The organism is Enterobacter cloacae complex sp. IR5458 (genome assembly GCF_049238025.1).
GTDB classification, from domain to species: domain Bacteria; phylum Pseudomonadota; class Gammaproteobacteria; order Enterobacterales; family Enterobacteriaceae; genus Enterobacter; species Enterobacter kobei.
On sequence record NZ_JBMKIF010000025.1, the window covers coordinates 29,929 to 54,171 of the forward strand.

25 protein-coding genes are annotated in these 24,243 nt (G+C 55.2%); 14 read left to right on the plus strand and 11 right to left on the minus strand.

Annotated elements, in window-relative coordinates; genetic code table 11:
- Nucleotides 1-59: 59 nt before the first annotated feature.
- The 5 genes from ftsN (at nucleotide 60) to rraA (ending at nucleotide 4,588) form a co-directional block, all read left to right on the plus strand.
- Entirely contained in the window at nucleotides 60-1,052 is a 993-nt protein-coding gene (ftsN, locus tag ACOTYN_RS18910) for a cell division protein FtsN (protein WP_332958484.1), read from the plus strand.
- Between the two features lie 94 nt (nucleotides 1,053-1,146).
- Complete coding sequence (hslV, locus tag ACOTYN_RS18915; RefSeq protein WP_008501802.1) at nucleotides 1,147-1,677, plus strand: ATP-dependent protease subunit HslV; 531 nt, start codon at nucleotides 1,147-1,149, stop codon at nucleotides 1,675-1,677.
- A 9-nt stretch (nucleotides 1,678-1,686) separates the two neighbouring features.
- Nucleotides 1,687-3,021, plus strand: coding sequence for an HslU--HslV peptidase ATPase subunit (hslU, locus tag ACOTYN_RS18920; RefSeq protein WP_010436948.1), 1,335 nt, complete (start codon nucleotides 1,687-1,689; stop codon nucleotides 3,019-3,021).
- Nucleotides 3,022-3,089: 68 nt separating this feature from the next.
- Entirely contained in the window at nucleotides 3,090-4,010 is a 921-nt protein-coding gene (menA, locus tag ACOTYN_RS18925; RefSeq protein WP_071922781.1) for a 1,4-dihydroxy-2-naphthoate polyprenyltransferase, read from the plus strand.
- A gap of 92 nt (nucleotides 4,011-4,102) precedes the next feature.
- Nucleotides 4,103-4,588, plus strand: coding sequence for a ribonuclease E activity regulator RraA (gene rraA, locus ACOTYN_RS18930; protein WP_014885702.1), 486 nt, complete (start codon nucleotides 4,103-4,105; stop codon nucleotides 4,586-4,588).
- Between the two features lie 584 nt (nucleotides 4,589-5,172).
- Here rraA and zapB read toward each other — a convergent pair.
- Entirely contained in the window at nucleotides 5,173-5,412 is a 240-nt protein-coding gene (gene zapB, locus ACOTYN_RS18935; RefSeq protein ID WP_008501806.1) for a septal ring assembly protein ZapB, read from the minus strand.
- Between the two features lie 399 nt (nucleotides 5,413-5,811).
- On the opposite strand from zapB, the gene ACOTYN_RS18940 reads away from it, so the two are divergent.
- From ACOTYN_RS18940 to fpr, 4 genes are all read left to right on the plus strand, one after another.
- Nucleotides 5,812-6,657, plus strand: coding sequence for an MIP/aquaporin family protein (locus tag ACOTYN_RS18940; RefSeq protein ID WP_014885705.1), 846 nt, complete (start codon nucleotides 5,812-5,814; stop codon nucleotides 6,655-6,657).
- Nucleotides 6,658-6,678: 21 nt separating this feature from the next.
- Nucleotides 6,679-8,187, plus strand: coding sequence for a glycerol kinase GlpK (gene glpK, locus ACOTYN_RS18945; RefSeq protein WP_014885706.1), 1,509 nt, complete (start codon nucleotides 6,679-6,681; stop codon nucleotides 8,185-8,187).
- Nucleotides 8,188-8,304: 117 nt separating this feature from the next.
- Complete coding sequence (gene glpX, locus ACOTYN_RS18950) at nucleotides 8,305-9,315, plus strand: class II fructose-bisphosphatase (RefSeq protein ID WP_023331601.1); 1,011 nt, start codon at nucleotides 8,305-8,307, stop codon at nucleotides 9,313-9,315.
- A gap of 96 nt (nucleotides 9,316-9,411) precedes the next feature.
- On the plus strand, nucleotides 9,412-10,158 hold the full coding sequence (gene fpr / locus ACOTYN_RS18955) for a ferredoxin--NADP(+) reductase (protein WP_014885708.1): 747 nt from the start codon (nucleotides 9,412-9,414) through the stop codon (nucleotides 10,156-10,158).
- Here fpr and ACOTYN_RS18960 read toward each other — a convergent pair whose 3' ends face one another.
- Nucleotides 10,159-10,578: a DUF805 domain-containing protein gene (locus ACOTYN_RS18960; RefSeq protein WP_023331602.1), complete on the minus strand. Its 420-nt coding sequence runs from the start codon at nucleotides 10,576-10,578 to the stop codon at nucleotides 10,159-10,161. It abuts the gene before it with no gap.
- A gap of 112 nt (nucleotides 10,579-10,690) precedes the next feature.
- Between ACOTYN_RS18960 and ACOTYN_RS18965 the strand changes: the two genes are divergently transcribed.
- Both ACOTYN_RS18965 and tpiA read left to right on the plus strand, forming a co-directional pair.
- Entirely contained in the window at nucleotides 10,691-11,287 is a 597-nt protein-coding gene (locus ACOTYN_RS18965; protein WP_014885710.1) for a DUF1454 family protein, read from the plus strand.
- A 111-nt stretch (nucleotides 11,288-11,398) separates the two neighbouring features.
- Complete coding sequence (tpiA, locus tag ACOTYN_RS18970; protein WP_003862019.1) at nucleotides 11,399-12,166, plus strand: triose-phosphate isomerase; 768 nt, start codon at nucleotides 11,399-11,401, stop codon at nucleotides 12,164-12,166.
- Nucleotides 12,167-12,247: 81 nt separating this feature from the next.
- Here the strand turns inward: tpiA and ACOTYN_RS18975 are convergent, their stop codons facing one another.
- The 6 genes from ACOTYN_RS18975 to cpxP all read right to left on the minus strand — a co-directional run bounded on the left by ACOTYN_RS18975 (nucleotide 12,248) and on the right by cpxP (nucleotide 18,386).
- A complete protein-coding gene (locus ACOTYN_RS18975; protein ID WP_071922779.1) occupies nucleotides 12,248-13,552 on the minus strand; it encodes an SLC13 family permease in 1,305 nt (434 codons plus the stop codon).
- A 73-nt stretch (nucleotides 13,553-13,625) separates the two neighbouring features.
- Nucleotides 13,626-14,369, minus strand: a complete 744-nt coding sequence (locus ACOTYN_RS18980; RefSeq protein WP_071922778.1) for a CDP-diacylglycerol diphosphatase — start codon at nucleotides 14,367-14,369, stop codon at nucleotides 13,626-13,628.
- Nucleotides 14,370-14,476: 107 nt separating this feature from the next.
- Nucleotides 14,477-15,466, minus strand: coding sequence for a sulfate ABC transporter substrate-binding protein (locus ACOTYN_RS18985; protein ID WP_071922777.1), 990 nt, complete (start codon nucleotides 15,464-15,466; stop codon nucleotides 14,477-14,479).
- A 229-nt stretch (nucleotides 15,467-15,695) separates the two neighbouring features.
- Nucleotides 15,696-16,658 carry a 6-phosphofructokinase gene (gene pfkA, locus ACOTYN_RS18990; protein WP_045268704.1) on the minus strand — a complete coding sequence of 321 codons (963 nt, stop codon included), beginning with the start codon at nucleotides 16,656-16,658 and terminating at the stop codon, nucleotides 15,696-15,698.
- Nucleotides 16,659-16,832: 174 nt separating this feature from the next.
- The gene (gene fieF / locus ACOTYN_RS18995; RefSeq protein WP_014885715.1) at nucleotides 16,833-17,726 is read right to left on the minus strand and encodes a CDF family cation-efflux transporter FieF; all 894 of its coding nucleotides are present in this window, start codon (nucleotides 17,724-17,726) and stop codon (nucleotides 16,833-16,835) included.
- Between the two features lie 153 nt (nucleotides 17,727-17,879).
- Nucleotides 17,880-18,386, minus strand: a complete 507-nt coding sequence (gene cpxP, locus ACOTYN_RS19000; RefSeq protein ID WP_047027628.1) for a cell-envelope stress modulator CpxP — start codon at nucleotides 18,384-18,386, stop codon at nucleotides 17,880-17,882.
- A 150-nt stretch (nucleotides 18,387-18,536) separates the two neighbouring features.
- On the opposite strand from cpxP, the gene cpxR reads away from it, so the two are divergent.
- Nucleotides 18,537-19,235, plus strand: coding sequence for an envelope stress response regulator transcription factor CpxR (gene cpxR, locus ACOTYN_RS19005; protein ID WP_006179159.1), 699 nt, complete (start codon nucleotides 18,537-18,539; stop codon nucleotides 19,233-19,235).
- Nucleotides 19,232-20,605, plus strand: coding sequence for an envelope stress sensor histidine kinase CpxA (cpxA, locus tag ACOTYN_RS19010; RefSeq protein WP_014885717.1), 1,374 nt, complete (start codon nucleotides 19,232-19,234; stop codon nucleotides 20,603-20,605). Before cpxR ends, cpxA begins: the two co-directional genes overlap by 4 nt.
- A gap of 53 nt (nucleotides 20,606-20,658) precedes the next feature.
- Here the strand turns inward: cpxA and yiiM are convergent, their stop codons facing one another.
- Together yiiM and sodA are read right to left on the minus strand one after the other, a co-directional pair.
- Nucleotides 20,659-21,333: a 6-hydroxyaminopurine reductase gene (gene yiiM / locus ACOTYN_RS19015; RefSeq protein WP_014885718.1), complete on the minus strand. Its 675-nt coding sequence runs from the start codon at nucleotides 21,331-21,333 to the stop codon at nucleotides 20,659-20,661.
- Between the two features lie 71 nt (nucleotides 21,334-21,404).
- Nucleotides 21,405-22,025, minus strand: a complete 621-nt coding sequence (sodA, locus tag ACOTYN_RS19020; protein ID WP_004203668.1) for a superoxide dismutase [Mn] — start codon at nucleotides 22,023-22,025, stop codon at nucleotides 21,405-21,407.
- Nucleotides 22,026-22,314: 289 nt separating this feature from the next.
- Here sodA and rhaT point away from each other — a divergent pair, with 289 nt between their 5' ends.
- A complete protein-coding gene (gene rhaT / locus ACOTYN_RS19025; RefSeq protein WP_014885719.1) occupies nucleotides 22,315-23,349 on the plus strand; it encodes an L-rhamnose/proton symporter RhaT in 1,035 nt (344 codons plus the stop codon).
- On the opposite strand, the gene rhaR is transcribed toward rhaT, so the two are convergent.
- Entirely contained in the window at nucleotides 23,350-24,198 is an 849-nt protein-coding gene (gene rhaR / locus ACOTYN_RS19030) for an HTH-type transcriptional activator RhaR (RefSeq protein WP_332958476.1), read from the minus strand.
- Nucleotides 24,199-24,243 lie beyond the last annotated feature (45 nt).

The following is a 24,243-nucleotide window of genomic DNA, read 5'->3' on the forward strand; positions in this document are numbered from 1 at the left end:
AGCCCCGCCGCTTAAGTAACATGGCGGGCTGACGAACGAATAAATACAGCGAAACGATAGTGGCACAACGAGATTATGTACGTCGCGGCCAGCCGGCACCTTCGCGACGCAAAAAGAGTAGCTCAAGGAAAAAGCAACGTAGCCTGCCTGCTGTCTCGCCAGCAATGGTCGCTATTGCTGCGGCTGTTGTCGTCGCCTTTATTGGTGGTCTGTACTTCATCACGCACCATAAAAAGGAAGAGTCCGAGGCGCTTCAGGCCAGCAAAGTGGCCGGAAATGGCCTTCCTCCGAAGCCTGAAGAGCGCTGGCGCTATATCAAAGAGCTGGAAAGCCGCCAGCCTGGCGTGCGTGCGCCTACCGAGCCCTCTGCCGGTGGCGAAGTGAAGAATGCCGATCAGCTGACGGACGAGCAGCGCCAGTTGCTGGCACAAATGCAGGCCGATATGCGCCAGCAGCCGACGCAGTTGAACGAAGTGCCGTGGAATGAACAAACGCCAGCGCAGCGTCAGCAGACGTTGCAGCTGCAGCGTCAGCGCCAGGCTCAAATTCAGCAGCAACAGCAACAGCAGCAGCAGTGGACGCAAACTCAGCCGGTACAGCAGCCAAAGGCACAGCCATACCAGCAGCCGCAGCAGCAGGCGCGGACGGTACAATCACAGCCTGTTCAACAGCCGAAAGCACAGCCGCAAAAACAGGCGGCACAGCCATACCAGGATCTGCTCCAGACACCAGCGCATACCACCGCGCAGCAGCCGAAAACGCAGCAGGCCGCGCCGGTCACCAAAGAGACCGAAGCGCCGAAGCAGACGGCGGAGAAAAAAGACGAACGTCGCTGGATGGTACAGTGCGGTTCGTTTAAAGGTGCGGAGCAGGCCGAAACCGTGCGTGCTCAGCTGGCATTTGAAGGGTTTGATTCACGCATTACCACCAATAACGGCTGGAATCGCGTGGTGATTGGCCCGGTCAAAGGCAAAGAAAACGCCGATGGCACCCTTTCTCGTTTGAAAGTGGCCGGCCACACAAACTGCATTCGACTCGCCTCCGGGGGTTGAAACCCCCAAAATCTCCCCCATCTATCATTTAATTCAGCCCTGAGCACAGGCTCAGGGCTTCTGTTTCCCGAATTTGTAACCAGGGGGTCTGCTCGTGACAACAATAGTAAGTGTACGCCGTAACGGCCATGTGGTAATCGCCGGTGATGGCCAGGCCACGCTGGGTAATACCGTCATGAAAGGCAACGTGAAGAAAGTCCGTCGTCTCTATAACGACAAAGTGATCGCCGGTTTTGCAGGCGGTACTGCTGATGCCTTCACGCTGTTTGAACTGTTTGAACGCAAGCTTGAAATGCACCAGGGTCATCTGGTGAAAGCGGCCGTTGAGCTGGCAAAAGACTGGCGTACCGACCGTATGCTGCGCAAGCTCGAAGCGCTGCTGGCGGTAGCCGATGAAACCGCTTCGCTGATCATCACCGGTAACGGTGACGTTATTCAGCCGGAGAATGACCTGATTGCCATCGGCTCTGGCGGCCCTTATGCCCAGGCTGCAGCCCGCGCGCTGTTGGAAAATACCGACATGAACGCACGTGATATCGCGGTGAAGGCGTTGGATATTGCAGGTGATATCTGCATCTATACCAACCATAACCACACCATCGAAGAATTGACCTCCAAAGCGTAAGGATCTCCCATGTCTGAAATGACCCCACGCGAAATTGTCAGCGAACTGAACAAACACATTATCGGCCAGGATAACGCCAAGCGCTCCGTGGCTATCGCTCTGCGTAACCGCTGGCGTCGTATGCAGCTTGACGAAGAGCTGCGCCATGAAGTGACGCCGAAAAACATTCTGATGATCGGCCCAACCGGTGTCGGTAAAACCGAAATTGCCCGTCGTCTGGCGAAGCTGGCGAACGCGCCTTTCATCAAAGTCGAAGCTACCAAGTTCACCGAAGTGGGCTATGTGGGTAAAGAAGTGGACTCCATCATCCGCGATCTGACCGACTCGGCAATCAAAATGGTGCGCGTCCAGGCGATTGAGAAAAACCGCTATCGCGCGGAAGAGATGGCCGAAGAGCGCATTCTCGACGTGCTGATCCCACCAGCGAAAAACAACTGGGGCCAGGCTGAGCAGCAGGCTGAACCGTCTGCCGCGCGTCAGGCATTCCGCAAAAAACTGCGTGAAGGCCAGCTGGATGATAAAGAGATTGAGATCGATCTTGCTGCCGCGCCAATGGGTGTAGAAATCATGGCACCTCCTGGCATGGAAGAGATGACCAGCCAGCTGCAGTCCATGTTCCAGAACCTGGGCGGCCAGAAGCAGAAAGCACGTAAGCTGAAAATCAAAGACGCGATGAAGCTGCTGATTGAAGAAGAAGCGGCGAAGCTGGTAAACCCGGAAGAGCTGAAGCAGGATGCTATCGACGCGGTTGAGCAGCACGGCATCGTGTTCATCGACGAAATCGACAAGATTTGTAAGCGCGGCGGCAACAGCTCCGGCCCGGACGTGTCCCGTGAAGGCGTTCAGCGCGACCTGCTGCCGCTGGTTGAAGGCTGCACCGTCTCCACCAAGCACGGTATGGTGAAAACGGACCACATCCTGTTTATCGCTTCCGGCGCGTTCCAGGTTGCCAGCCCGTCTGACCTGATCCCGGAACTGCAGGGTCGTCTGCCGATCCGCGTTGAACTGCAGGCGCTGACCACCGAAGATTTCGAACGCATCCTGACCGAGCCAAACGCCTCTGCGACCGTACAGTACAAAGCGCTGATGGCGACCGAAGGCGTGAACCTGGAGTTCACCGAAGACGGTATCAAACGTATCGCCCAGGCCGCGTGGCAGGTTAACGAAACCACCGAAAACATCGGTGCGCGTCGTCTGCATACCGTGCTGGAACGCCTGGTGGAGGATATCTCTTATGATGCGAGCGACCTTAACGGTCAAACCATTACCATTGACGCTGAATATGTGAGCAAACATCTTGATGCGTTAGTGGCAGATGAAGATCTTAGCCGTTTTATCCTATAATCGCGGTTATTGCATTCTCATCACCGTTAATGGGGGCTAATGCCCCCATTTTTATTGGCTAATTACTTATGACTGATATCAGCCGTACTCAGGCGTGGCTCGAAAGTCTACGCCCTAAAACGCTTCCTCTGGCCTTTGCCGCCATTATCGTCGGCACGGCACTTGCCTGGTGGCAAGGTTATTTTGATCCTCTGGTCGCTGCGCTGGCATTGATTACCGCAGGGCTGCTGCAAATTCTCTCCAATCTCGCTAACGACTACGGTGATGCGGTGAAAGGCAGTGACAAACCTGACCGTATCGGACCGCTGCGCGGGATGCAGAAAGGGGTGATTACCCAGGCACAGATGAAGCGCGCGCTGATTATCACCGTGGTACTGATTTGTTTATCGGGTCTGACACTGGTGACGGTCGCCTCGAAAACCACCAGCGACTTCATCGGCTTCCTGGTGCTGGGCTTGCTCGCAATTATCGCGGCCATTACCTACACCGTCGGTACGCGTCCTTACGGGTATATTGGCCTCGGGGATATCTCCGTGCTGGTGTTCTTCGGCTGGCTGAGCGTGATGGGGAGTTGGTACCTGCAGGTGCATACCGTTATCCCTGCCCTTTTCCTGCCCGCAACCGCCTGCGGTCTGCTGGCGACGGCGGTACTCAACATCAATAACCTGCGCGATATCGACAGCGACCGTGAGAACGGTAAAAATACGCTCGCGGTACGTCTGGGGCCGGTCAATGCGCGCCGCTATCATGCCTGCCTGCTGATTGGTGCCCTGGTTTGTCTGGCACTGTTTAATCTGATCTCGCTGCACAGCGTATGGGGCTGGCTGTTTATACTCGCCGCGCCGCTGCTGATTAAGCAGGCCCGCTTCGTCATGCGTGAACTTAGCCCGGCCGCGATGCCGCCGATGCTGGAACGAACGGTAAAAGGCGCCCTGCTGACTAACCTGTTGTTCGTCATTGGGATTGTCTTAAGCCAGACGCTCAGTTAGCTGACAAATATCAATTAACAATTGATGATTTTGCCAACAACGCATTTAGCACGATATACTGAACACATTCGCAGCAACTGAGCGGTAAACCTATGAAATACGATACCTCCGAGCTTTGTGACATCTACCAGGAAGATGTCAACGTCGTTGAACCGCTGTTCTCCAACTTTGGTGGACGGTCGTCGTTTGGCGGACAAATCGTCACGGTGAAATGTTTCGAGGACAACGGGTTGCTGTACGATCTGCTCGAACAGAACGGTCGTGGCCGCGTTTTGGTCGTCGATGGCGGCGGTTCCGTGCGTCGCGCTCTGATAGATGCAGAGCTGGCCGGCATTGCCGTGCAGAACGAGTGGGAAGGCATTGTGGTGTACGGTTCCGTGCGCCAGGTGGACGATCTCGAAGACCTGGATATCGGGATTCAGGCGATTGCGGCCATTCCGGTAGGCGCAGCAGGTGACGGTATCGGTGAAAGCGACGTCCGCGTCAATTTTGGCGGCGTGACCTTCTTCTCCGGCGACCATCTGTACGCTGATAACACCGGGATTATTCTTTCGGAAGATCCGCTGGATATCGAGTAATAAAACAGTAAGCGTAAATCATAAAAAAACCGCCAATAACAATGTGGCGGTTTTTTTGTCCCTCGGGATTCGCGGTCCGTTGGATTATCTTGCAACCTTTAACCAGGATTTTTATCTTACCCTGGTTCATCCCTCCGGTAACCCCCGTCGACCCTTTATAAATTCCTAATTTCCGCTGAAGACCTTAACTACACTGCTGTTGCTCATTATGATGCATCGTTCCTTTCCGCCATCTCGCACATGGGCATCGGTCCAGGGAAAGGTGTATTCACAACCGTAAAGCAACCTTTAACCGGGCTTGTGTCCACCGACTTATCACCGGTGGTGAACGGTGGAGCGGTTAGCTGCAGGGACCGCATGATGAAACGCTATTTATGTATCGCGTTCATTGTCGCCAGCGTACTCGTTGTAAAGAGTGATGAACCGAGTGGATTTGTCGCTTTTGCTATGACAGCGCAGGACAAGTAGCGTTAAGGCCGCCGATGGCGGCCTTTTTTATGGTTTGATGTCAGTGAGCAGAAACCATAAAAAAGCCGGGTGGCGGCGTCGCCTTACCCGGCCTGGTCAGTTAATCCCAATGGGAATCAGACCTCTTCCATACGTCCCAGCAGCGCCTGCAGGCGATCCTGCCAGCCGTTCTGCTGTTCGCGCAGCTGGTTGTTTTCACGCTCCAGTTCTTCGCGGCTGTGCTGCGCGTTCTGCACTTCCTGCGCCAGGCTGTTGTTTTTCTCTTTCAGCTCTTCAATTTCCATTTGCAGCAGCGTGATGGTGTCAATCGCCTGCTGTACTTTCGATTCCAGTTTCTCAAACACTTCTAAAGACATGATGCTACCTCTCCTGAATTGCAAGGCGACGCTTTAACGTAAACGCGCACGACATATTCCATCGATTGTATGGAGCGCGGCGCTCTGTGTCCAGCGACACGCCGCGCAGATCGCGGTTTGCAACACTTTTCGGTCTCGTCCTGGTGCGTTCGCGGCATATACCACTAAGTTGTTAACTCATTCGTTAATGAAATGATTCAGCTCACATTTCATTTCTGATGCAAAAACGCGCTTTATGGCGCGAAAACGCTCATTTTATTGACGCAGACCACACATTTTGATTTCGATATTTCTCGTTTTTGCTCGTTAACGATAAATTAACACTATGTCTACAGGGCATCGTGGCTGTCACGGGCGACCACGCTAACAATAAACATCAATTTCTTCAGGATTCCGATTATGAGTCAGACATCAACCTTAAAAGGCCAGTGCATTGCCGAGTTCCTTGGTACCGGGTTGTTGATATTCTTCGGAGTGGGCTGTGTCGCTGCACTGAAAGTGGCGGGTGCCAGTTTTGGTCAGTGGGAAATCAGTATCATCTGGGGTCTGGGCGTGGCGATGGCCATCTACCTGACTGCAGGGGTTTCTGGTGCACATCTTAACCCGGCGGTGACTATCGCACTGTGGCTGTTCGCGTGCTTCGACGGACGCAAAGTTGTTCCCTTCATTCTTTCTCAGTTTGCCGGCGCGTTTTGTGCAGCGGCGTTAGTTTACGGGCTTTATTACAATCTTTTCATCGACTTCGAACAGACGCATCATATGGTGCGCGGCAGCGTCGAAAGTCTGGATCTGGCAGGCATCTTCTCAACCTATCCAAACCCGCATATCAATTTTGTGCAGGCGTTCGCAGTTGAAATGGTGATTACCGCTATTCTGATGGGCGTTATCCTGGCGCTGACCGACGACGGAAACGGCATTCCGCGTGGCCCGCTGGCCCCCTTGCTGATTGGTCTGCTGATTGCGGTGATCGGCGCATCCATGGGCCCGCTGACCGGGTTTGCGATGAACCCGGCGCGTGATATCGGACCGAAAGCCTTCGCGTTTATCGCGGGATGGGGCGACGTGGCCTTTACTGGCGGGAAAGATATCCCTTACTTCCTGGTACCGCTGTTTGCGCCGGTAGTTGGGGCTGCGCTGGGCGCGTTTAGCTACCGCAAATTAATTGGTCGCCACTTACCGTGCGACACCTGTGTGGAAGAGGAGAAGGAAACGACTTCTACCGCACAACAAAAAGCTTCGCTGTAATCTGACTACGGGACACATACCATGACCGAAAAAAAATATATCGTTGCGCTCGACCAGGGCACTACCAGCTCCCGCGCTGTCGTAATGGATCATGACGCGAACATTGTCAGCGTGTCTCAACGTGAATTTGAGCAAATTTACCCTCGTCCAGGCTGGGTAGAACATGACCCAATGGAGATCTGGGCTTCACAAAGCTCAACGCTGGTTGAAGTACTGGCGAAAGCCGATATCAGTTCCGACGAGATTGCCGCTATCGGTATTACCAACCAGCGTGAAACGACGATTGTCTGGGAACGCGAAACCGGTAAGCCTATCTACAACGCTATTGTCTGGCAGTGCCGCCGTACCTCAGAAATCTGTGAACAGCTGAAGCGTGACGGGATGGAAGAGTACGTGCGCAGCGCCACCGGTCTGGTGGTTGACCCGTACTTCTCCGGCACCAAAGTGAAGTGGATCCTCGACCACGTGGAAGGTTCACGCGAACGAGCAAAACGCGGCGAGCTGCTGTTCGGAACCGTTGATACCTGGCTTATCTGGAAGATGACCCAGGGACGTGTTCACGTCACCGACTACACCAACGCCTCGCGTACCATGCTGTTCAACATCAACACCCTGGAGTGGGATGACAAGATGCTGGACGCGCTGGATATCCCACGCGCGATGCTGCCTGAAGTGCGCAAGTCTTCAGAAGTCTACGGTCAGACCAACATCGGCGGTAAAGGCGGCACCCGTATTCCTATCGCCGGTATCGCCGGTGACCAGCAGGCGGCACTGTTCGGCCAGTTGTGCGTCAAAGAAGGGATGGCGAAGAACACCTACGGCACCGGCTGCTTTATGCTGATGAATACCGGTGAGAAAGCGGTGAAATCAGAAAACGGCCTGCTGACCACCATCGCCTGCGGCCCTCGCGGTGAAGTGAACTACGCCCTGGAAGGTGCGGTGTTTATGGCGGGTGCATCTATTCAGTGGCTGCGTGACGAGATGAAGCTGATTAGCGATGCCTTCGACTCCGAATACTTTGCGACCAAAGTGAAGGACACCAACGGTGTGTACGTGGTGCCAGCGTTCACCGGCCTGGGCGCACCGTACTGGGATCCCTATGCACGCGGTGCGATTTTCGGTCTGACGCGTGGTGTGAACTCGAACCACATTATTCGCGCCACTCTGGAATCCATTGCCTACCAGACGCGCGACGTGCTGGAAGCGATGCAGGCAGACTCGGGCATTCGTCTGCACGCCCTGCGCGTGGACGGCGGCGCGGTAGCGAATAACTTCCTGATGCAGTTCCAGTCCGACATTCTGGGTACCCGCGTTGAGCGCCCTGAAGTGCGTGAAGTCACGGCGCTGGGTGCGGCGTATCTTGCCGGTCTGGCGGTAGGCTTCTGGCAGAACCTGGACGAGCTGCAGGAAAAAGCGGTTATCGAACGCGAGTTCCGCCCGGGCATCGAAACCACCGAGCGCAACTTCCGCTACAGCGGCTGGAAGAAAGCAGTGAAGCGCGCCCTGGCGTGGGAAGAGCACGACGAGTAATCCTATATTCCCTCTCCCATGAGGAGAGGGAGAGGGGCCCAGACAGCACCGGTCCCCTCTCCCCTCCCCACTCTGTGATAAACTTCGTGCAATTCCTTTTGATTGCACGAGTACCTCATGAAACGTGAACTTGCTATCGAGTTTTCCCGCGTCACCGAAGCGGCCGCCCTCGCAGGCTATAAATGGCTGGGGCGTGGCGACAAAAATACCGCGGACGGTGCTGCTGTCCATGCCATGCGCATTGTACTTAACCAGGTCAACATCGACGGCACTATCGTCATCGGCGAAGGCGAGATCGACGAAGCGCCAATGCTCTATATCGGTGAAAAAGTCGGTACCGGCAAAGGGGATGCGGTGGATATCGCCGTAGACCCGATTGAAGGCACCCGCATGACGGCGATGGGCCAGGCCAACGCGCTTGCGGTTCTGGCCGTGGGCGATAAAGGCTGCTTCCTTAACGCACCGGATATGTACATGGAAAAGCTGATAGTCGGTCCTGGTGCGAAGGGCGCAATCGACCTCAGCCTGCCGCTGGAAGAGAACCTGCGCAACATCGCCAGAGCTTTGGGCAAACCCCTGAGTGAACTGACCGTGACGATTCTGGCAAAACCGCGCCACGACGCCACCATCGCGCAGATGCAAAAGCTCGGCGTGCGCGTGTTTGCCATTCCGGATGGCGATGTTGCCGCCTCAATTCTGACCTGCATGCCGGACAGCGAAGTAGACGTGCTGTACGGCATCGGCGGTGCGCCGGAAGGCGTGGTCTCGGCGGCGGTGATCCGCGCGCTGGACGGCGATATGCAGGCGCGCCTGCTGCCCCGCCATGAGGTGAAAGGCGACAGCGACGAGAACCGCCGTATCGGTGAAAACGAGCTGGCACGCTGCGAAGCAATGGGTATCGAAGCCAATAAGGTTCTCGCGCTGAATGAAATGGCACGCAGCGACAACGTTGTCTTCTCCGCCACCGGCATCACCAAAGGTGACCTGCTGGACGGCATCACCCGCAAGGGCAATATGGCGACCACCGAAACGCTGCTGATCCGCGGTAAATCGCGCACCATTCGCCGCATTCAGTCCATCCACTATCTCGATCGTAAAGACCCGGACGTACAGACGCACATTCTGTAAAACCGTTTGATCGATAGAGCTTTCCGGCCCGAAGGGGCTGGAAATGTTTCCCACAAGTACGGAAGATAGAACAGAGAAACAGCACAGGAGAAGATCATGGCGGACTGGGTAACAGGTAAAGTCACAAAGATAGAGTTCTGGACCGATGCGCTATTTAGTCTCACCCTGCATGCTCCCGTTCACCCGTTTAAGGCCGGGCAATTTGCGAAGCTGGGGCTGGATGTCGACGGCGAACGCGTGCAGCGCGCCTACTCTTACGTTAACGCGCCGGATAATCCGGATCTTGAGTTCTATCTGGTGACCGTCCCGGACGGCAAACTCAGCCCGCGCCTTGCCGCCCTTAAGCCCGGCGACGATGTGCAAATTGTGAGTGAAGCTGCAGGTTTCTTTGTACTCGAAGAGATCCCTGATTGTGACACGCTCTGGATGCTGGCAACCGGCACGGCCATTGGCCCCTACCTCTCCATTCTGCAATATGGCAAAGACCTTGAGCGCTTTAAAAACATCGTGCTGGTGCATGCTGCGCGCTACGCCGCAGACCTGAGCTACTTGCCGCAGATGCAGGCGCTGGAACAGCGATATGGCGGGAAGCTGAAAATTCAGACCGTCGTCAGCCGCGAAACCGTAGCAGGTACGCTGACCGGTCGCGTGCCGGCGTTAATTGAGAGTGGTGTGCTGGAAAACGCAGTGGGTTTGCCGATGACTGCAGACACCAGCCACGTCATGCTGTGTGGTAACCCGCAGATGGTTCGGGATACGCAACAGCTTCTGAAGGATACCCGGCAGATGACGAAACATCTTCGCCGCCGACCGGGTCATATGACTGCCGAACACTACTGGTGATCAGCGGTACTTCACCTCAAGGGTGTCTTTACCGTATTTATTTTCGCTCTGGGTGCCGATAAACGCGCCCAGATCGACAATCATCATCACGAAGATAACGGACGGCAGCAGCCTGCCCACCACCCAGGGAAGAATGGACGGCAGCATCCCCCAGTTCCCTGCGACCAGCATCCACGCCAGAATAATCAGAAAGGCCCACGCGCCGGAACGGCCACGATCGTGAAGACGTTTCACCACCACGGCCGCCGTTGGCCACAGCAAACAGACCAGCGCAAAAGCCGCCGTTTGCGTGCTCAACCAGGCATTGTACGCAACGAAAAACAGAAGCAGCATGGCGACAACCCACGTCACCATCCAGACCCAGAAATCACGGCGTCCGATACGCCCTTTGAATGAAAACAGCCACTGCTGTATGGTCATGTAAGGTTCCTTATTATCATTTAGTCCGCATTTTACCCTGGAGTTGTGACCTTTTGACAAGCCGGGCAGATATCGTTTTAATCATGAGCACTTACGGCCAGGGGCAATGTTGATGAAAAGTTCGGCACACACTCTCTTCCTGTGTATAGCGATGCTTGGCGCGGGTTTTCCGCTGCACGCCGCCGACACGTCGGCCCCTACCACGGCACCCTATTTGCTGGCAGGCGCGCCGTCGTTCGATCAATCCATCAGTCAGTTTCGTGAAACCTTCAATCAGACCAACCCTACGTTGCCGCTGGATGAGTTTCGCGCAATTGATAGCTCTCGTGATACCCCAACCCTGACCCGCGCGGCGAGCAAGATAAACGAAAACTTGTATGCCTCCACGGCGCTGGAGCGTGGGACGTTAAAAATCAAAAGCATGCAAATCACCTGGCTACCGATCCAGGGCCCAGAGCAGAAAGCGGCAAAAACGAAGGCGCAGGAGTACATGAGCGCGGTATTACAGGCGTTTACGCCCGCGCTGACGAAAAAGCAAAGCCAGCAAAAGCTGCAAAAGCTGCTGGCCGCGGGTAAAAACAAGCGGTACTACGCCACAACTGAAGGGGCAATTCGCTATGTGGTGGCGGATAACGGCGAAAAAGGACTGACCTTCGCAGTTGAACCGATTAAGCTGGCGCTATCTGACACCCTCGGCGGGGCGAATTAATGACAAAAAGCAAAGCCTTTCGAGGGAAAATCTCTATACTGATTCACAGACCATGCTGCCCGACAGGGCGGCCATATTCCTTAATTCGCTTATTTAGCGTGGAGAATTGAAATGCGACATCCTTTAGTGATGGGTAACTGGAAACTGAACGGCAGCCGCCACATGGTAAACGAACTGGTTGCGAACCTGCGTAAAGAGCTGGCTGGCGTAACGGGCTGCGCGGTTGCTATCGCTCCGCCGGATATGTACCTGGATCTGGCTAAACGCGCCGCTGACGGCAGCCACATCATTCTGGGTGCACAGAACGTTGACGTTAACCTGTCTGGCGCGTTCACCGGTGAAACTTCCGCTGAAATGCTGAAAGATATCGGCGCAAAATACATCATCATCGGCCACTCAGAGCGTCGCACCTACCACAAAGAATCCGACGAGTTCATCGCGAAGAAATTCGCTGTGCTGAAAGAGCAGGGTCTGATCCCGGTTCTGTGCATCGGTGAAACCGAAGCAGAAAACGAAGCGGGCAAAACCGAAGAAGTGTGCGCACGTCAGATCGACGCGGTTCTGAAAACGCAGGGCGCAGCAGCGTTCGAAGGTGCAGTCATTGCTTACGAGCCAGTCTGGGCGATCGGTACCGGCAAATCTGCAACGCCAGCGCAGGCTCAGGCCGTGCACAAATTCATCCGTGACCACATTGCTAAAGCTGATGCGAAAGTGGCTGAGCAAGTGATTATCCAGTACGGCGGTTCCGTAAACGCCTCCAACGCTGCTGAGCTGTTCACCCAGCCAGACATCGATGGCGCACTGGTTGGCGGTGCATCCCTGAAGGCTGACGCTTTCGCGGTGATCGTTAAAGCGGCAGAAGCGGCTAAACAGGCGTAATTGCCTTTGCGGCGGGTGGCGCTTCGCTAACCCGCCCTACGCTCTTCTCCTCCCTCTCCCTTCGGGAGAGGGTTGGGCGGACTACACTTTCCCCAGCAAGCTAAACCACAGATAATTCAGCGGCAGCAGCACCAGGTACGTCGCAACGGCCAGCGCCAGACAGAGCATCATCCCCGCCTTTGCAGGCACCTTCCCTAGCCCCATCGCCACAACAATCGGCGACGCCTGATACGGCAGCAGCGGCGTGGAATAACCCAGTACCTGAATCATAATCACCGACAGCAGCGGGAAGCCGGTGGCATCTGAGAAGCTCTGTGCCAGGGTGGTATACAGCGCCGGAACGCCGTTGGCAGTCATAATGAAGTTGAGCGCGGTGGTGATACCGGTCAGCGCCAGGAAACTGGTGAACGGTTTGTCTGAGTCCAGCGGCATAATGCGGAGCAACGCTTCGCCCACCGCCGTACCGATACCGGTTTGCGTCACCACGATGGCCAGCCCAAGAATACCTGCAACATAGAGACAGGTACGCATATTCACCCCCGCAGAAAACTCTTCCCCGGTGATAAAACCAACGCGCGGCAGCATAACGATGACGGACGCCGCCAGCCCAGTCCATGCCGGCCCAATACCATGCCAGCTCTCCGTGACCCACATCACCAGCACCACCGCCAGCAGCCAGGCGAGGCGCTTTTCATCCTGCCCCATGGGTTCAGATGGCGCCAGATCCTTTGGCGGTTTTGGGCTGCCGGGGAATAACCAGCAGATGAGGCCAATCAGGATCAGCCCTTTGAGAATGCCCAGCACCGGGGTGTGCAGCAGCAGATACGGAACATAGTTCAGGTGGATGCCGTACGAGCCTTCCGCCGCACCGCTCATCACCAGGTTAGGGACGTTAGCAGGCAGGATAGTTGCCGAGAGCTGGAAAGTGCCGAACCCCACAGCCAGCGCCAGACCAAACCAGGCGCGGGAACCGTCAGGGATGCCGGCACGTTTCGCCATCGCCGCAACAATCGGCATCAGCAGCGCAATACGCCCCATATTTGACGGCATCACAAACGCCAACGCATAGCTCAGCAGCACCACACTCGCCACCATCAATATCCAGGAATCGGTAAGCTTTGCTGACAGCGCCCGGGCGGCCCTGTCAGCCAGACCGGTTTTACGGATCGCCACCCCCAGTACAAAACCGCTGAATACCAGCCAGAAAGCCGACGAGGCAAAGCCGCCGAAAATGACTTCCGGCGGGGCGATTCTGGCGGCCATCGCTGCCGTGAAAAACAGCAGCGCGGTGATAAATTCTGGCAATAGCGACGTCGCCCATAGCACGATGGTGACGCCAACAATCAACGAAGGCAGCAGCAGAGGATGAGATAACCAGAGCGACATACCTGTCTCCTGTAGATTTTTTCAGCAAGTCTACGGCGACAGGCAGAACGAGTAAACGCTATTTATGGTGGGGTCACTTCAGGATAGTGCATTGATGATCCTGCAATTCCTCAGCCGAGGCGCGGTTAAGCATGAGCAGGTTTCGCTCGGTCGCCAGCAAAACAAACGAACCATCCGACTGCTGCGCCATCGCCAGCGCAAAGCGCCCCATGTGGTCGCGCGCTTCGGGTAGCTCTTCCGCCAGCATCATAAACGGGCTGCGCTGGACCAGTTCATTCTCCGTTACCCGTCGGGCAAGATACTCGTGCCCCTCCAGCCCACCGGGCAGAGGTAGCCACTGGGTGCTAATGTCGCCCTGTGCCGCATTGAGTTTCTCACGTACGTCCGGGCGCAGACAGGAGATATGAATATGGAAATGGTTCTGCGTACGGCCAGTCGGCGAGTTAATCGTCAGTGAAATGGCGCTGTCTGGCACCTCAGCTCCCCGCTTCAGGGTCATAAAGTTGCGCGACTGCCACGCCAGCCAGAAAAAGTTTGGCGTGTGAGGCTCGGTCAGGAGCGGGCTTTCGGTTCCATTAATGCGGTATGTCGGCATCAGCAGATACTGCAACGGCCCGTTGCGGTCTTTAAATACGACATAGCCCGCATCAGGCTTCACCTGTGCGCAGGGTGCCGGGTTACGGTGTTGCAGTTGATTAGGCAGGCACTGATCGAGAACGATATGACGCAACGCATTCGGATTACCCGCTTTTATCCAGTACACGCCGCCAGCGGCAAGGGCGATGATAATAAGGATCAATAAGATAATTTTTTTCACAACGCGTTCCCTGTTTTCGATAGAGGCGAAAGAGTAACGCAAAATGATGACCAAATAAAAAACCCGGTGGATTTCTCACACCGGGTCACCGTGCCGTTTGATAACACTTAGCGCTGGCTAATCTGGTCGAAAGTGCCACCGTTAGAGAAGTGCTCTTTCTGCGCTTTGGTCCAGCCGCCGAACACATCATCAATGGTGAAGAGCTTCAGTTTCGGGAATTCACCATTGTATTTCTTCGCAACAGCCGCATCGCGTGGACGATAGAAGTTTTTCGCCGCAATTTCCTGGCCTTCAGGCGAGTAGAGATATTTCAGGTAGGCTTCCGCCACCGCTTTTGTCCCTTTCTTATCAACCACTTTGTCGACCACGGAAACGGTCGGCTCTGCCAGGATGGATTCGCTGGGGGTGACGATCTCGAACTTGTCTTTGCCCAGCTCGTGGGTGGCCAGCAGGGCTTCGTTTTCCCATGCGATCAGCACGTCGCCGATACCGCGCTCGACGAAGGTGTTGGTGGCGCCACGCGCGCCGGAGTCCAGCACTTCGACGTTTTTGTACAGCGCTTTCACGAACTCCTGCGCTTTGGCCTGGTCACCGTTGTTGTGATGCAGCGCGTAACCCCAGGCCGCCAGGTAGTTCCAGCGAGCGCCGCCGGAGCTTTTCGGGTTTGGTGTAATCACTGACACGCCCGGTTTTACCAGGTCGTTCCAGTCTTTAATCTGTTTCGGGTTGCCTTTACGTACCAGGAAGACGATGGTCGAGGTGTATGGCGCAGAGTTATCCGGCAGGCGTTTGATCCAGTTTTTGTCGATACGACCACGCTCGGCAATGGCGTCGACATCGTAGGCCAACGCAAGGGTCACCACGTCGGCTTCGATACCGTTGATGACGGAGGTCGCCTGTTTACCGGAGCCGCCGTGAGACTGGCGAACCACGACATTGTCGCCAGTTTCCTGTTTCCAGTGCGCCGCAAATGCTTTGTTGTACTGCTCGTACAGCTCACGCGTCGGGTCGTAAGACACGTTCAGTAACTGGATGTCCTTCGCCAGAACGCTGGCCGATGCCAGCAATAATGTTAAACCCACGCCCCATTTATTCATCGCCCGGCTCTCTTGTGTAGTGTTTTGATGAATGCAGCGTGCCAGAAAGCGATTCGATGATTAAAGAATAAAAAAAGATTGGCTATAACGTAGAGGAATAAAAAGAAGAATGTGAGCAGCCAGATGCCCTCACCCCAACCCTCTCCCACGGGAGAGGGAGCAAACATAAAAAACGGTAACCCAAGGGTTACCGTTTTGCATTTACCTTGCCACCGGGCAACAGAGCCGATCAGTACAGTTTTTTCGCGCAGTCCAGCCAGTCACCTTTGAACGGACGCTTCATGTTTTCAATCGCGTCGATGATGTCATGGTGAACCAGTTTTTCGTTCTGAATACCGACGCAACGGCCGCCGTGGCCCTGCAGCAGCAGCTCGATAGCGTATGCACCCATGCGGGACGCCAGAATACGGTCATAAGGGCCAGGGGAACCGCCACGCTGAATGTGGCCCAGAACCGTCGCGCGCGTTTCGCGTTTGGTTTCGGTTTCGATGTACTTCGCCAGCTCGTCAACGTCACAGATGTGCTCGGTGATAGCCACGATCGCGTGTTTTTTACCTTTCGCGATGCCGGCTTTGATTTCAGCGACCAGATCTTCACGGCTGAATTCCACTTCCGGGACCACCACGAACTCACAACCACCGGCAATCGCCGCGGCCAGGGTCAGGTCACCGCAGTAACGCCCCATCACTTCAACGATAGAGATACGCTGGTGAGAAGACGAGGTATCGCGCAGACGGTCGATCGCTTCAACAACGGTACCCAGTGCAGTAAAGAAGCCGATAGTGTAGTCAGTACCTTTGATGTCGTTGTCGATGGTGCCCGGCAGACCGATGCACGGGAAACCCATTTCGGTCAGACGTTTTGCACCCATGTAAGAGCCGTCACCGCCGATAACCACCAGCGCGTCCAGACCGCGTTTTTTCATGTTCTCGATAGCCACTTCACGGATGTGTTCGTCACGGAATTCCGGGAAGCGCGCAGACCCAAGGAAGGTACCGCCACGGTTAATCATGTCGGACACGCTGTAACGGTCGAGCTGAACCATACGATCTTCATACAGACCCAGGTAACCATCATAGATACCAAAAACTTCCAGACCTTCCGTCAGCGCTGCACGGACAACACCACGAATTGCCGCGTTCATGCCCGGCGCATCACCGCCGCTTGTCAACACACCGATTTTCTTAATCATGACTACCTCTGAACTTAGGAATGCAAAATTGAAATCTGTTGCCGGAAGAAACTTATCGACCAACGAATACTGCAAATAGTATATCAATCCCTTCCAGCTGAATTGATTCAGGTCAGACCAAATGGCGGTAATTTATACACAAAATGCTGGCCTGGCTCACTTTTTTACAACCAATTACGAAAGCCCCACGTGTCCGGGTACAACCGAGCAGGGATCCTGGTGAATAATGACGTCTGAACCAGGAAAACGCTGCAAAATTGCCTGCTCGACCTGCTCAGCAATCACGTGAGCCTGTACCAGTGGCAGGTTGTCTTCCATTTCAATATGAATCTGAATAAAGCGGGTCGGCCCTGACTGCCGCGTTCGAAGATCGTGTGCACCGCTGACGCCAGGCCAGGAGGTCACAAGAGAAAAAATTTCATTGCGTTCTGCGTCCGGAAGGGCCCGGTCAAGCAACGATTGCACCGCGTCATACCCCATCCGTAAGGCGCTATACAAAATATAGATGCCGATACCTAACGCAAATAGCGCATCGGCCCTGTGCCAGCCATACCAGGCCAGGCCCAGCGCAATAAGAATTGCCCCATTCATCATAACATCAGATTGATAATGAAGCATATCCGCCCGTACAGCCTGGCTTTGCGTTTTGCGAACCACCCAGCGCTGGAACGTTACCAGAACAAGTGTGCTTATAAGTGCAACGACCGTCACCACTACGCCCACGCCGGGATCGTTCATCGGTGTCGGCGAGACGAGATGCTGAATGCCGGTCAAAAACAGGAACAGTGCAGAACCGGAAATAAACATGCTTTGCGCCAGCGCGGCCAGCGACTCCGCTTTACCGTGCCCAAACGTGTGCTCTTCATCCGCGGGCTGCAGTGAATAGCGCACCACCAGCAGGTTGGTTAGCGAGGCGGCAATATCCATTAGCGAATCCACCAGCGCCGCCAGAATACTGACCGAACCGGTATACCACCAGGCAAAGATTTTAATCAGTAACAGGCCAGACGCCACAACGGTTGCCGCAATAGCGGCCCGGCTTACCAGCCTTCCATAGGATTGATTCATAAACGCTCCTGTCATGTCTTGCCGCTAGTATAACGGAAGCATAGGGGGACGGAGGATGAATAAACGGTTAACAAATCAGAATGCGGGGCAAAAAAAACCCCCACATCATGTGGGGGAAGACAGGGATGGTGTCTATGGCAAGGAAAACAGGGTTTACTGGTTACTACGGGTACTGCTATTGCTACTGAAAAGCGTCGCATCCAGGCTTCGCTGCATCCGTGCAACCTCACGCAACTGGTCCATTCGTTGCTGATGTCGGGTGTTCAAAACCGCTTGCTGCTCGGGCGTTAGCAGGTGGAACATCTGGTTACGGACCTTCGCCATCTCTACCTGGCGGGCAACCTGTTCCTCTGCCATTTTTTCGGCCTGAGCGCGTACAGCGCTTTCGTCAAAATTTTCTGCGGTGACAAGGCGGTGCATTGTCTCCATTTCGCTAACATTAACAGGGGGCTGGTCGTGTCGTGCCCTCTGCATCAGATCTCGCATCTGTTGACGCTGATGTTCGGTTAAACTTATGCCGTCAAACATATGGCTTTGGCTACTGAGCTGCGTTGCGCCCTCTGGTGAGGGACCGGTATCGCCGTTGATAGCTACAGCGGCCTGGCTAAACGCACTGAACGCCAGCGTTGAGGCCATGACGGCAGCGGTAACTTTGCGCATCACTTGCTCCCAAAATCTTTCGTGTCGCGATTCAACGAGAGACAGTCTACGATTCAGGCTGCAAACATGCGTCAGGGGGTGTAAAACAACGTAAAGTCATGGATTAGATAGCCTTGATGTCGTAATTTCTGCCTCGGAGGTATTTAAACAATGAATAAAATCCTGTTAGTTGATGATGACCGAGAGCTCACATCCCTTTTAAAGGAGTTGCTCGACATGGAAGGTTTCAACGTCCTGGTTGCCCATGATGGCGAGCAGGCGCTGAGTCTCCTTGACGACAGCATCGATTTACTTTTGCTCGACGTCATGATGCCGAAGAAAAACGGTATTGATACGCTGAAAGAGCTTCGCCAGACACACCAGACCCCCGTTATCATGCTGACCGCCCGCGGCAGCGAACTTGACCGCGTTCTCGGCCTTGAGCTGGGTGCGGATGACTATTTACCGAAACCGTTCAACGATCGTGAACTGGTGGCCCGTATTCGCGCTATCCTGCGCCGTTCCCACTGGAGCGAGCAGCAGCAGAATACCGACAACAGCTCACCCACGCTGGAAGTGGACTCCCTTAGCCTGAACCCAGGTCGTCAGGAAGCGAGCTTCGACGGTCAGACCCTGGAGTTGACCGGCACAGAGTTCACCCTGCTTTATCTGCTGGCGCAGCACCTCGGCCAGGTGGTATCGCGTGAACACCTGAGTCAGGAAGTGCTGGGCAAACGTCTTACCCCGTTTGACCGCGCCATCGACATGCACATCTCTAACCTGCGCCGCAAGCTGCCGGAGCGTAAAGACGGTCACCCATGGTTTAAAACCCTGCGTGGTCGCGGCTATCTGATGGTTTCCGCTTCATGATAGGCAGCTTAACCGCCCGCATCTTTGCCATCTTCTGGCTGACGCTGGCCCTGGTTTTAATGCTCGTGTTGATGTTGCCAAAACTCGACTCACGCCAGATGACGGAGCTTCTTGACAGCGAGCAACGTCAGGGCGTGATGATCGAGCAGCATGTTGAAGCGGAGCTGGCAAACGATCCGCCGAACGATTTGATGTGGTGGCGCAGGCTGTTTCGCGCTATCGACAAGTGGGCGCCGCCCGGGCAACGCCTTTTGCTGGTCACCAGCGAAGGCCGCGTCATTGGGGCCGATCGCAATGAAATGCAGATTATCCGTAACTTTATTGGCCAGGCGGATAATGCCGATCACCCACAGAAAAAGAAATATGGTCGGGTAGAGATGGTCGGTCCTTTCTCGGTACGGGATGGGGAAGACAATTACCAGCTCTATTTGATTCGCCCTGCGAGCAGTTCCCAGTCCGATTTCATCAACCTGCTGTTTGACCGTCCGCTCCTGCTGCTGATTGTTACCATGCTGGTCAGCTCGCCGCTGCTGTTATGGCTGGCGTGGAGTCTGGCAAAACCCGCACGTAAGCTGAAAAACGCCGCCGATGAAGTGGCGCAGGGTAACCTGCGACAACACCCTGAGCTGGAAGCGGGGCCACAGGAATTCCTTGCCGCCGGGACCAGTTTTAACCAGATGGTCAGCGCGCTCGATCGAATGATGACCGCACAGCAGCGTCTGTTATCGGACATCTCGCACGAGCTGCGCACCCCGCTTACGCGTTTGCAGCTTGGCACCGCGCTGTTGCGCCGCCGCAGTGGGGAAAGTAAAGAGCTGGAACGTATTGAAACGGAAGCTCACCGCCTGGACAGCATGATCAATGACCTGCTGGTGATGTCACGCAACCAGCAGAAAAACGCGCTGGTCAGCGAAACGGTGAAAGCCAATCACCTGTGGCATGAGGTGCTGGACAACGCGGCGTTCGAAGCGGAACAGATGGGCAAATCGTTCACCGTCAACTTCCCGCCGGGTCCATGGCCGCTGTACGGCAACCCCAACACGCTGGAAAGCGCGCTGGAGAATATTGTGCGTAATGCTCTGCGCTACTCGCATACCAAGATTGAGGTGGCGTTCTCGGTAGATAAAGACGGGATCACCGTTATCGTGGATGACGACGGTCCTGGCGTCAGCCCTGAAGATCGGGAGCAGATTTTCCGTCCGTTCTACCGTACTGACGAAGCGCGCGACCGTGAATCCGGCGGTACAGGTTTGGGTCTGGCAATTGTTGAAACCGCCATGCAACAGCATCGCGGCTGGGTGAAAGCTGACGACAGCCCGCTGGGCGGGTTGCGGTTAACGCTGTGGCTGCCGTTGTATAAGCGTTCGTAACGGTATGTGCCGGGTGGCGGCTTCGCCTTACCCGGCCTACTTTCTGCGGAGCACTATTTTCCCCACAATCTCCGCGAATTATCTTCGATCTTGTTGCTTAACCGCCGCTTCTGCATCGTTCTGGTCCAGCTGGTCGATAACCCCGCCGCAGACAGCAACCGATGATATTGTTCATCATCAAACGGCATATGCCAGGCGATGGCGCAGGCGTCATACACCGACACGTCGCTCAGGCGCGAAGCCAGCTCAAGCGGCGCATCCGCCGAAACCTGCCCGGCCAGCACCACACGGTACAGCCAGCCGGTTTTACCCGCGCTTTGTAGCTGGGCCGACATATCCTGAATGCCGAAGTGGTAGTTGAGCTTGAAGCACGGCGAGCGAGGCTGCGTCACCTGAATCAGGGCGTCGCCCCAGCGATAAATATCGCCGATAAACACATTCTTTTCCGTCAGCCCTTCCGTCGAGAGATTCTCACCAAATGCAGGCGCGACGAAGAGGTCCGCCTGGTCAGGAAATTCGGTTTTCCAGTGCTGATAGTGCTCGCGAGGATAGTGACACAGCGCGCGATCCGGCCCGCCGTGGATTTTCTTTTCGGCCTGCTCATCGCCTGCCAGCCCAAGGTCGGTTAAGGTCAGTTCACCGTCAACCTGCACTTTCGCGATGGCGCTCGGGCGGCTGCCGTCGTACTCCCTTACCTTGCCTGTAAACACATTCACCGGGTAATGCATCGCTGCCTCCATTACGCAGATACAAAAAAAGCGAGTCATCAGACTCGCTTCTCACAGGCGTCAATGCAACCTTATTTTTTAGCGGCGAAACGCGCTGCTGCTTCGTCCCAGTTCACCACATCCCAGAACGCTTTGATGTAGTCAGGGCGACGGTTCTGGAACTTCAGGTAGTAAGCGTGTTCCCACACGTCCAGACCCAGGATCGGGAAGCCGGATGCGCCAGAGATCGCTTCACCCATCAGCGGGGAGTCCTGGTTAGCAGTGGAAACCACCGCCAGTTTGTCACCTTTCAGAACCAGCCACGCCCAGCCAGAGCCGAAACGGGTTGCAGCGGCTTTTTCGAATTCCGCTTTGAAGTTGTCAACGGAGCCGAAGTCGCGCTCGATAGCCGCTTTCAGGTCGCCCTGCAGGGTGGTACCGGTTTTCAGGCCTTTCCAGAACAGGCTGTGGTTAGCGTGGCCGCCCGCGTTGTTACGCAGAACGGTTTTCTTGTCCGCTGGCAGCTGGTCCAGTTTAGTGATCAGTTCTTCAGCAGACAGGTTAGCGAACTCTGGCAGGCTTTCCAGCGCAGCATTCGCGTTGTTCACATAGGTCTGGTGGTGTTTAGTGTGATGGATTTCCATCGTCTGCTTGTCGAAATGCGGTTCCAGTGCGTCGTAGGCATACGGCAGGGATGGCAGTGTATAACTCATAATCCTCTCCATTATTGTCGGGCGGCACAGCTGTTAATGCCGCGTAAGCAGTTGGTTCATTATAGTTAATTAAATGATATTGAAAATGATTATCAATGCCGTAGTTTTTGTAAGGTCATTCCTTTTCTGATGAAGCGTGAAAATGTGAATCTGCTCACGCGCTTAACGCGTTGATTGCCATTTAAAACCAAAGTGCGGCAGCCTCCCGAAGGTGGTCGTTCTGCTTAATTTTTACACTCATCGGGTCGGTGGGATGCCATTGACCGATAAAAACGATGAGGACGTAAACATGAATCATGCGATTACGATGGGTATTTTCTGGCATTTGATAGGTGCGGCCAGTGCAGCCTGCTTCTATGCTCCGTTTAAAAAAGTCAGGCAGTGGTCATGGGAAACCATGTGGTCGGTTGGCGGTGTGGTCTCCTGGATCCTGCTTCCCTGGGCCATCAGCGCCATGCTACTCCCGGATTTCTGGGGCTACTTCTCCTCTTTTAACGCCTCCACTCTGCTGCCAGTGTTTCTGTTTGGTGCCATGTGGGGCATCGGCAATATTAACTATGGCCTCACCATGCGCTATCTCGGCATGTCGATGGGGATCGGCATCGCGATTGGCATCACGCTGATTGTCGGCACTCTGATGACGCCCATCCTCAACGGTAACCTCGACGTGTTACTGAATACCGAAGGCGGCAGAATGACGCTGCTGGGCGTGCTGGTAGCGGTTATTGGCGTCGGAATAGTGACCCGCGCGGGCCAGTTGAAAGAGCGCAAGATGGGCATTAAAGCCGAGGACTTTAACCTGAAAAAGGGTCTGCTGCTGGCGGTAATGTGCGGCATCTTCTCCGCCGGAATGTCGTTTGCCATGAACGCCGCCAAACCGATGCACGAGGCGGCAGCCGCGCTGGGCGTCGACCCGCTGTACGTGGCGCTGCCCAGCTACGTGGTGATCATGGGCGGCGGTGCACTGGTTAACCTCGGCTATTGCGTAATTCGTCTGGCAAAAGTTGAGAGTTTGTCACTAAAAGCCGACTTCTCACTGGCAAAACGGGTCATCATCACCAACGTACTGCTTTCGGCGCTCGGCGGACTGATGTGGTACCTGCAATTCTTTTTCTACGCCTGGGGACACGCCAGCATCCCGGCACAATATGACTATATGAGCTGGATGCTGCACATGAGCTTCTACGTGCTGTGCGGCGGACTGGTGGGTCTCATCCTGAGGGAGTGGAACAATGCCGGACGCCGACCGGTGGGCGTTCTGAGCCTGGGCTGCGTGGTGATTATCATTGCGGCCAACATTGTCGGCCTCGGTATGGCGAACTGATTACGCCGCCCTGCGACTGTGATGACGCCATTGCACCGGCGTCATCCCTACCTCGCGATTAAAGACCACCGAAAAGTAGTTACTGTCCTCAAAGCCGCAGCGCATTGCCACATCACTGACCATGAACTCTGTATGCTGGAGCAAATACTGGGCGTGGCAAATGCGCAGCTGGCGCAAATAGTGATTTACCGTCATGCCCGTCTGGGTACGGAACTGCTGACGCAGGGCACGTTCGCTGCACTGCTCCTGCTCGCAGAACTTTTCCAGAACAAAGCTTTTATTCAGGCTGGCCGCCAGCGTGGCAATCAGCTTATCGAGCAGGGTCTCCTGCTGCGTGGCGGAGGGGTTATCCGTCTCGTAGCGATGCCGTTTAAGCATCATCACCAGCTGTGCGAAGAGGATCTCCGCCATCGGGTTAGCCAGCGGATCGATTTTATAGCTCTCCTGTTCAAGGAGGGAAATGGCCTGACGGATGGCAGTCATGCCGCTGCTGCTTAAACGCCAGTGCGGCGAGCCTTTCGCACCGTTGAAGCCGGGAATGCATGCTGCCCAGTCAACGTTAAGGCTGAGCTGATCGGGGCAGTAGATAACGTTCTGTAACACCAGGTCATTCACCGAGGCGTAGGCGTGTTTATCTTCGGCACGAATGTAAAACAGATCCCCCCGGGTAATCCGGTAAGGCCGATCGTTGAGAATGTGCAGACCGTTGCCGCGCCACACCAGCACCAGCTCATAAAATTCGTGCGTGTGTTCAGCAAAGACGTTTTGCGGATAGCGATCCGCCACCGCAACAGCTTGTTCAGCGGAGGCAAAAAAGTCATCTTTGCGAAGAATTAACGGTGCGGCCACATCACCACCTCAACGGCGAAAACCTGACATTATTACCCGCTTTAC

What these genes read in the sequence shown, in the direction of transcription:
- hslU (WP_010436948.1), top strand. Translation starts at nt 1,687, where the DNA reads ATGTCTGAAATGACCCCACGCGAAATTGTCAGCGAACTGAACAAACAC.
- menA (WP_071922781.1), top strand. Translation starts at nt 3,090, where the DNA reads ATGACTGATATCAGCCGTACTCAGGCGTGGCTCGAAAGTCTACGCCCT.
- rraA (WP_014885702.1), top strand. Translation starts at nt 4,103, where the DNA reads ATGAAATACGATACCTCCGAGCTTTGTGACATCTACCAGGAAGATGTC.
- zapB (WP_008501806.1), bottom strand. Translation starts at nt 5,412, where the DNA reads ATGTCTTTAGAAGTGTTTGAGAAACTGGAATCGAAAGTACAGCAGGCG.
- ACOTYN_RS18940 (WP_014885705.1), top strand. Translation starts at nt 5,812, where the DNA reads ATGAGTCAGACATCAACCTTAAAAGGCCAGTGCATTGCCGAGTTCCTT.
- glpK (WP_014885706.1), top strand. Translation starts at nt 6,679, where the DNA reads ATGACCGAAAAAAAATATATCGTTGCGCTCGACCAGGGCACTACCAGC.
- glpX (WP_023331601.1), top strand. Translation starts at nt 8,305, where the DNA reads ATGAAACGTGAACTTGCTATCGAGTTTTCCCGCGTCACCGAAGCGGCC.
- fpr (WP_014885708.1), top strand. Translation starts at nt 9,412, where the DNA reads ATGGCGGACTGGGTAACAGGTAAAGTCACAAAGATAGAGTTCTGGACC.
- ACOTYN_RS18960 (WP_023331602.1), bottom strand. Translation starts at nt 10,578, where the DNA reads ATGACCATACAGCAGTGGCTGTTTTCATTCAAAGGGCGTATCGGACGC.
- ACOTYN_RS18965 (WP_014885710.1), top strand. Translation starts at nt 10,691, where the DNA reads ATGAAAAGTTCGGCACACACTCTCTTCCTGTGTATAGCGATGCTTGGC.
- tpiA (WP_003862019.1), top strand. Translation starts at nt 11,399, where the DNA reads ATGCGACATCCTTTAGTGATGGGTAACTGGAAACTGAACGGCAGCCGC.
- ACOTYN_RS18975 (WP_071922779.1), bottom strand. Translation starts at nt 13,552, where the DNA reads ATGTCGCTCTGGTTATCTCATCCTCTGCTGCTGCCTTCGTTGATTGTT.
- ACOTYN_RS18985 (WP_071922777.1), bottom strand. Translation starts at nt 15,466, where the DNA reads ATGAATAAATGGGGCGTGGGTTTAACATTATTGCTGGCATCGGCCAGC.
- pfkA (WP_045268704.1), bottom strand. Translation starts at nt 16,658, where the DNA reads ATGATTAAGAAAATCGGTGTGTTGACAAGCGGCGGTGATGCGCCGGGC.
- fieF (WP_014885715.1), bottom strand. Translation starts at nt 17,726, where the DNA reads ATGAATCAATCCTATGGAAGGCTGGTAAGCCGGGCCGCTATTGCGGCA.
- cpxP (WP_047027628.1), bottom strand. Translation starts at nt 18,386, where the DNA reads ATGCGCAAAGTTACCGCTGCCGTCATGGCCTCAACGCTGGCGTTCAGT.
- cpxR (WP_006179159.1), top strand. Translation starts at nt 18,537, where the DNA reads ATGAATAAAATCCTGTTAGTTGATGATGACCGAGAGCTCACATCCCTT.
- cpxA (WP_014885717.1), top strand. Translation starts at nt 19,232, where the DNA reads ATGATAGGCAGCTTAACCGCCCGCATCTTTGCCATCTTCTGGCTGACG.
- yiiM (WP_014885718.1), bottom strand. Translation starts at nt 21,333, where the DNA reads ATGCATTACCCGGTGAATGTGTTTACAGGCAAGGTAAGGGAGTACGAC.
- sodA (WP_004203668.1), bottom strand. Translation starts at nt 22,025, where the DNA reads ATGAGTTATACACTGCCATCCCTGCCGTATGCCTACGACGCACTGGAA.
- rhaT (WP_014885719.1), top strand. Translation starts at nt 22,315, where the DNA reads ATGAATCATGCGATTACGATGGGTATTTTCTGGCATTTGATAGGTGCG.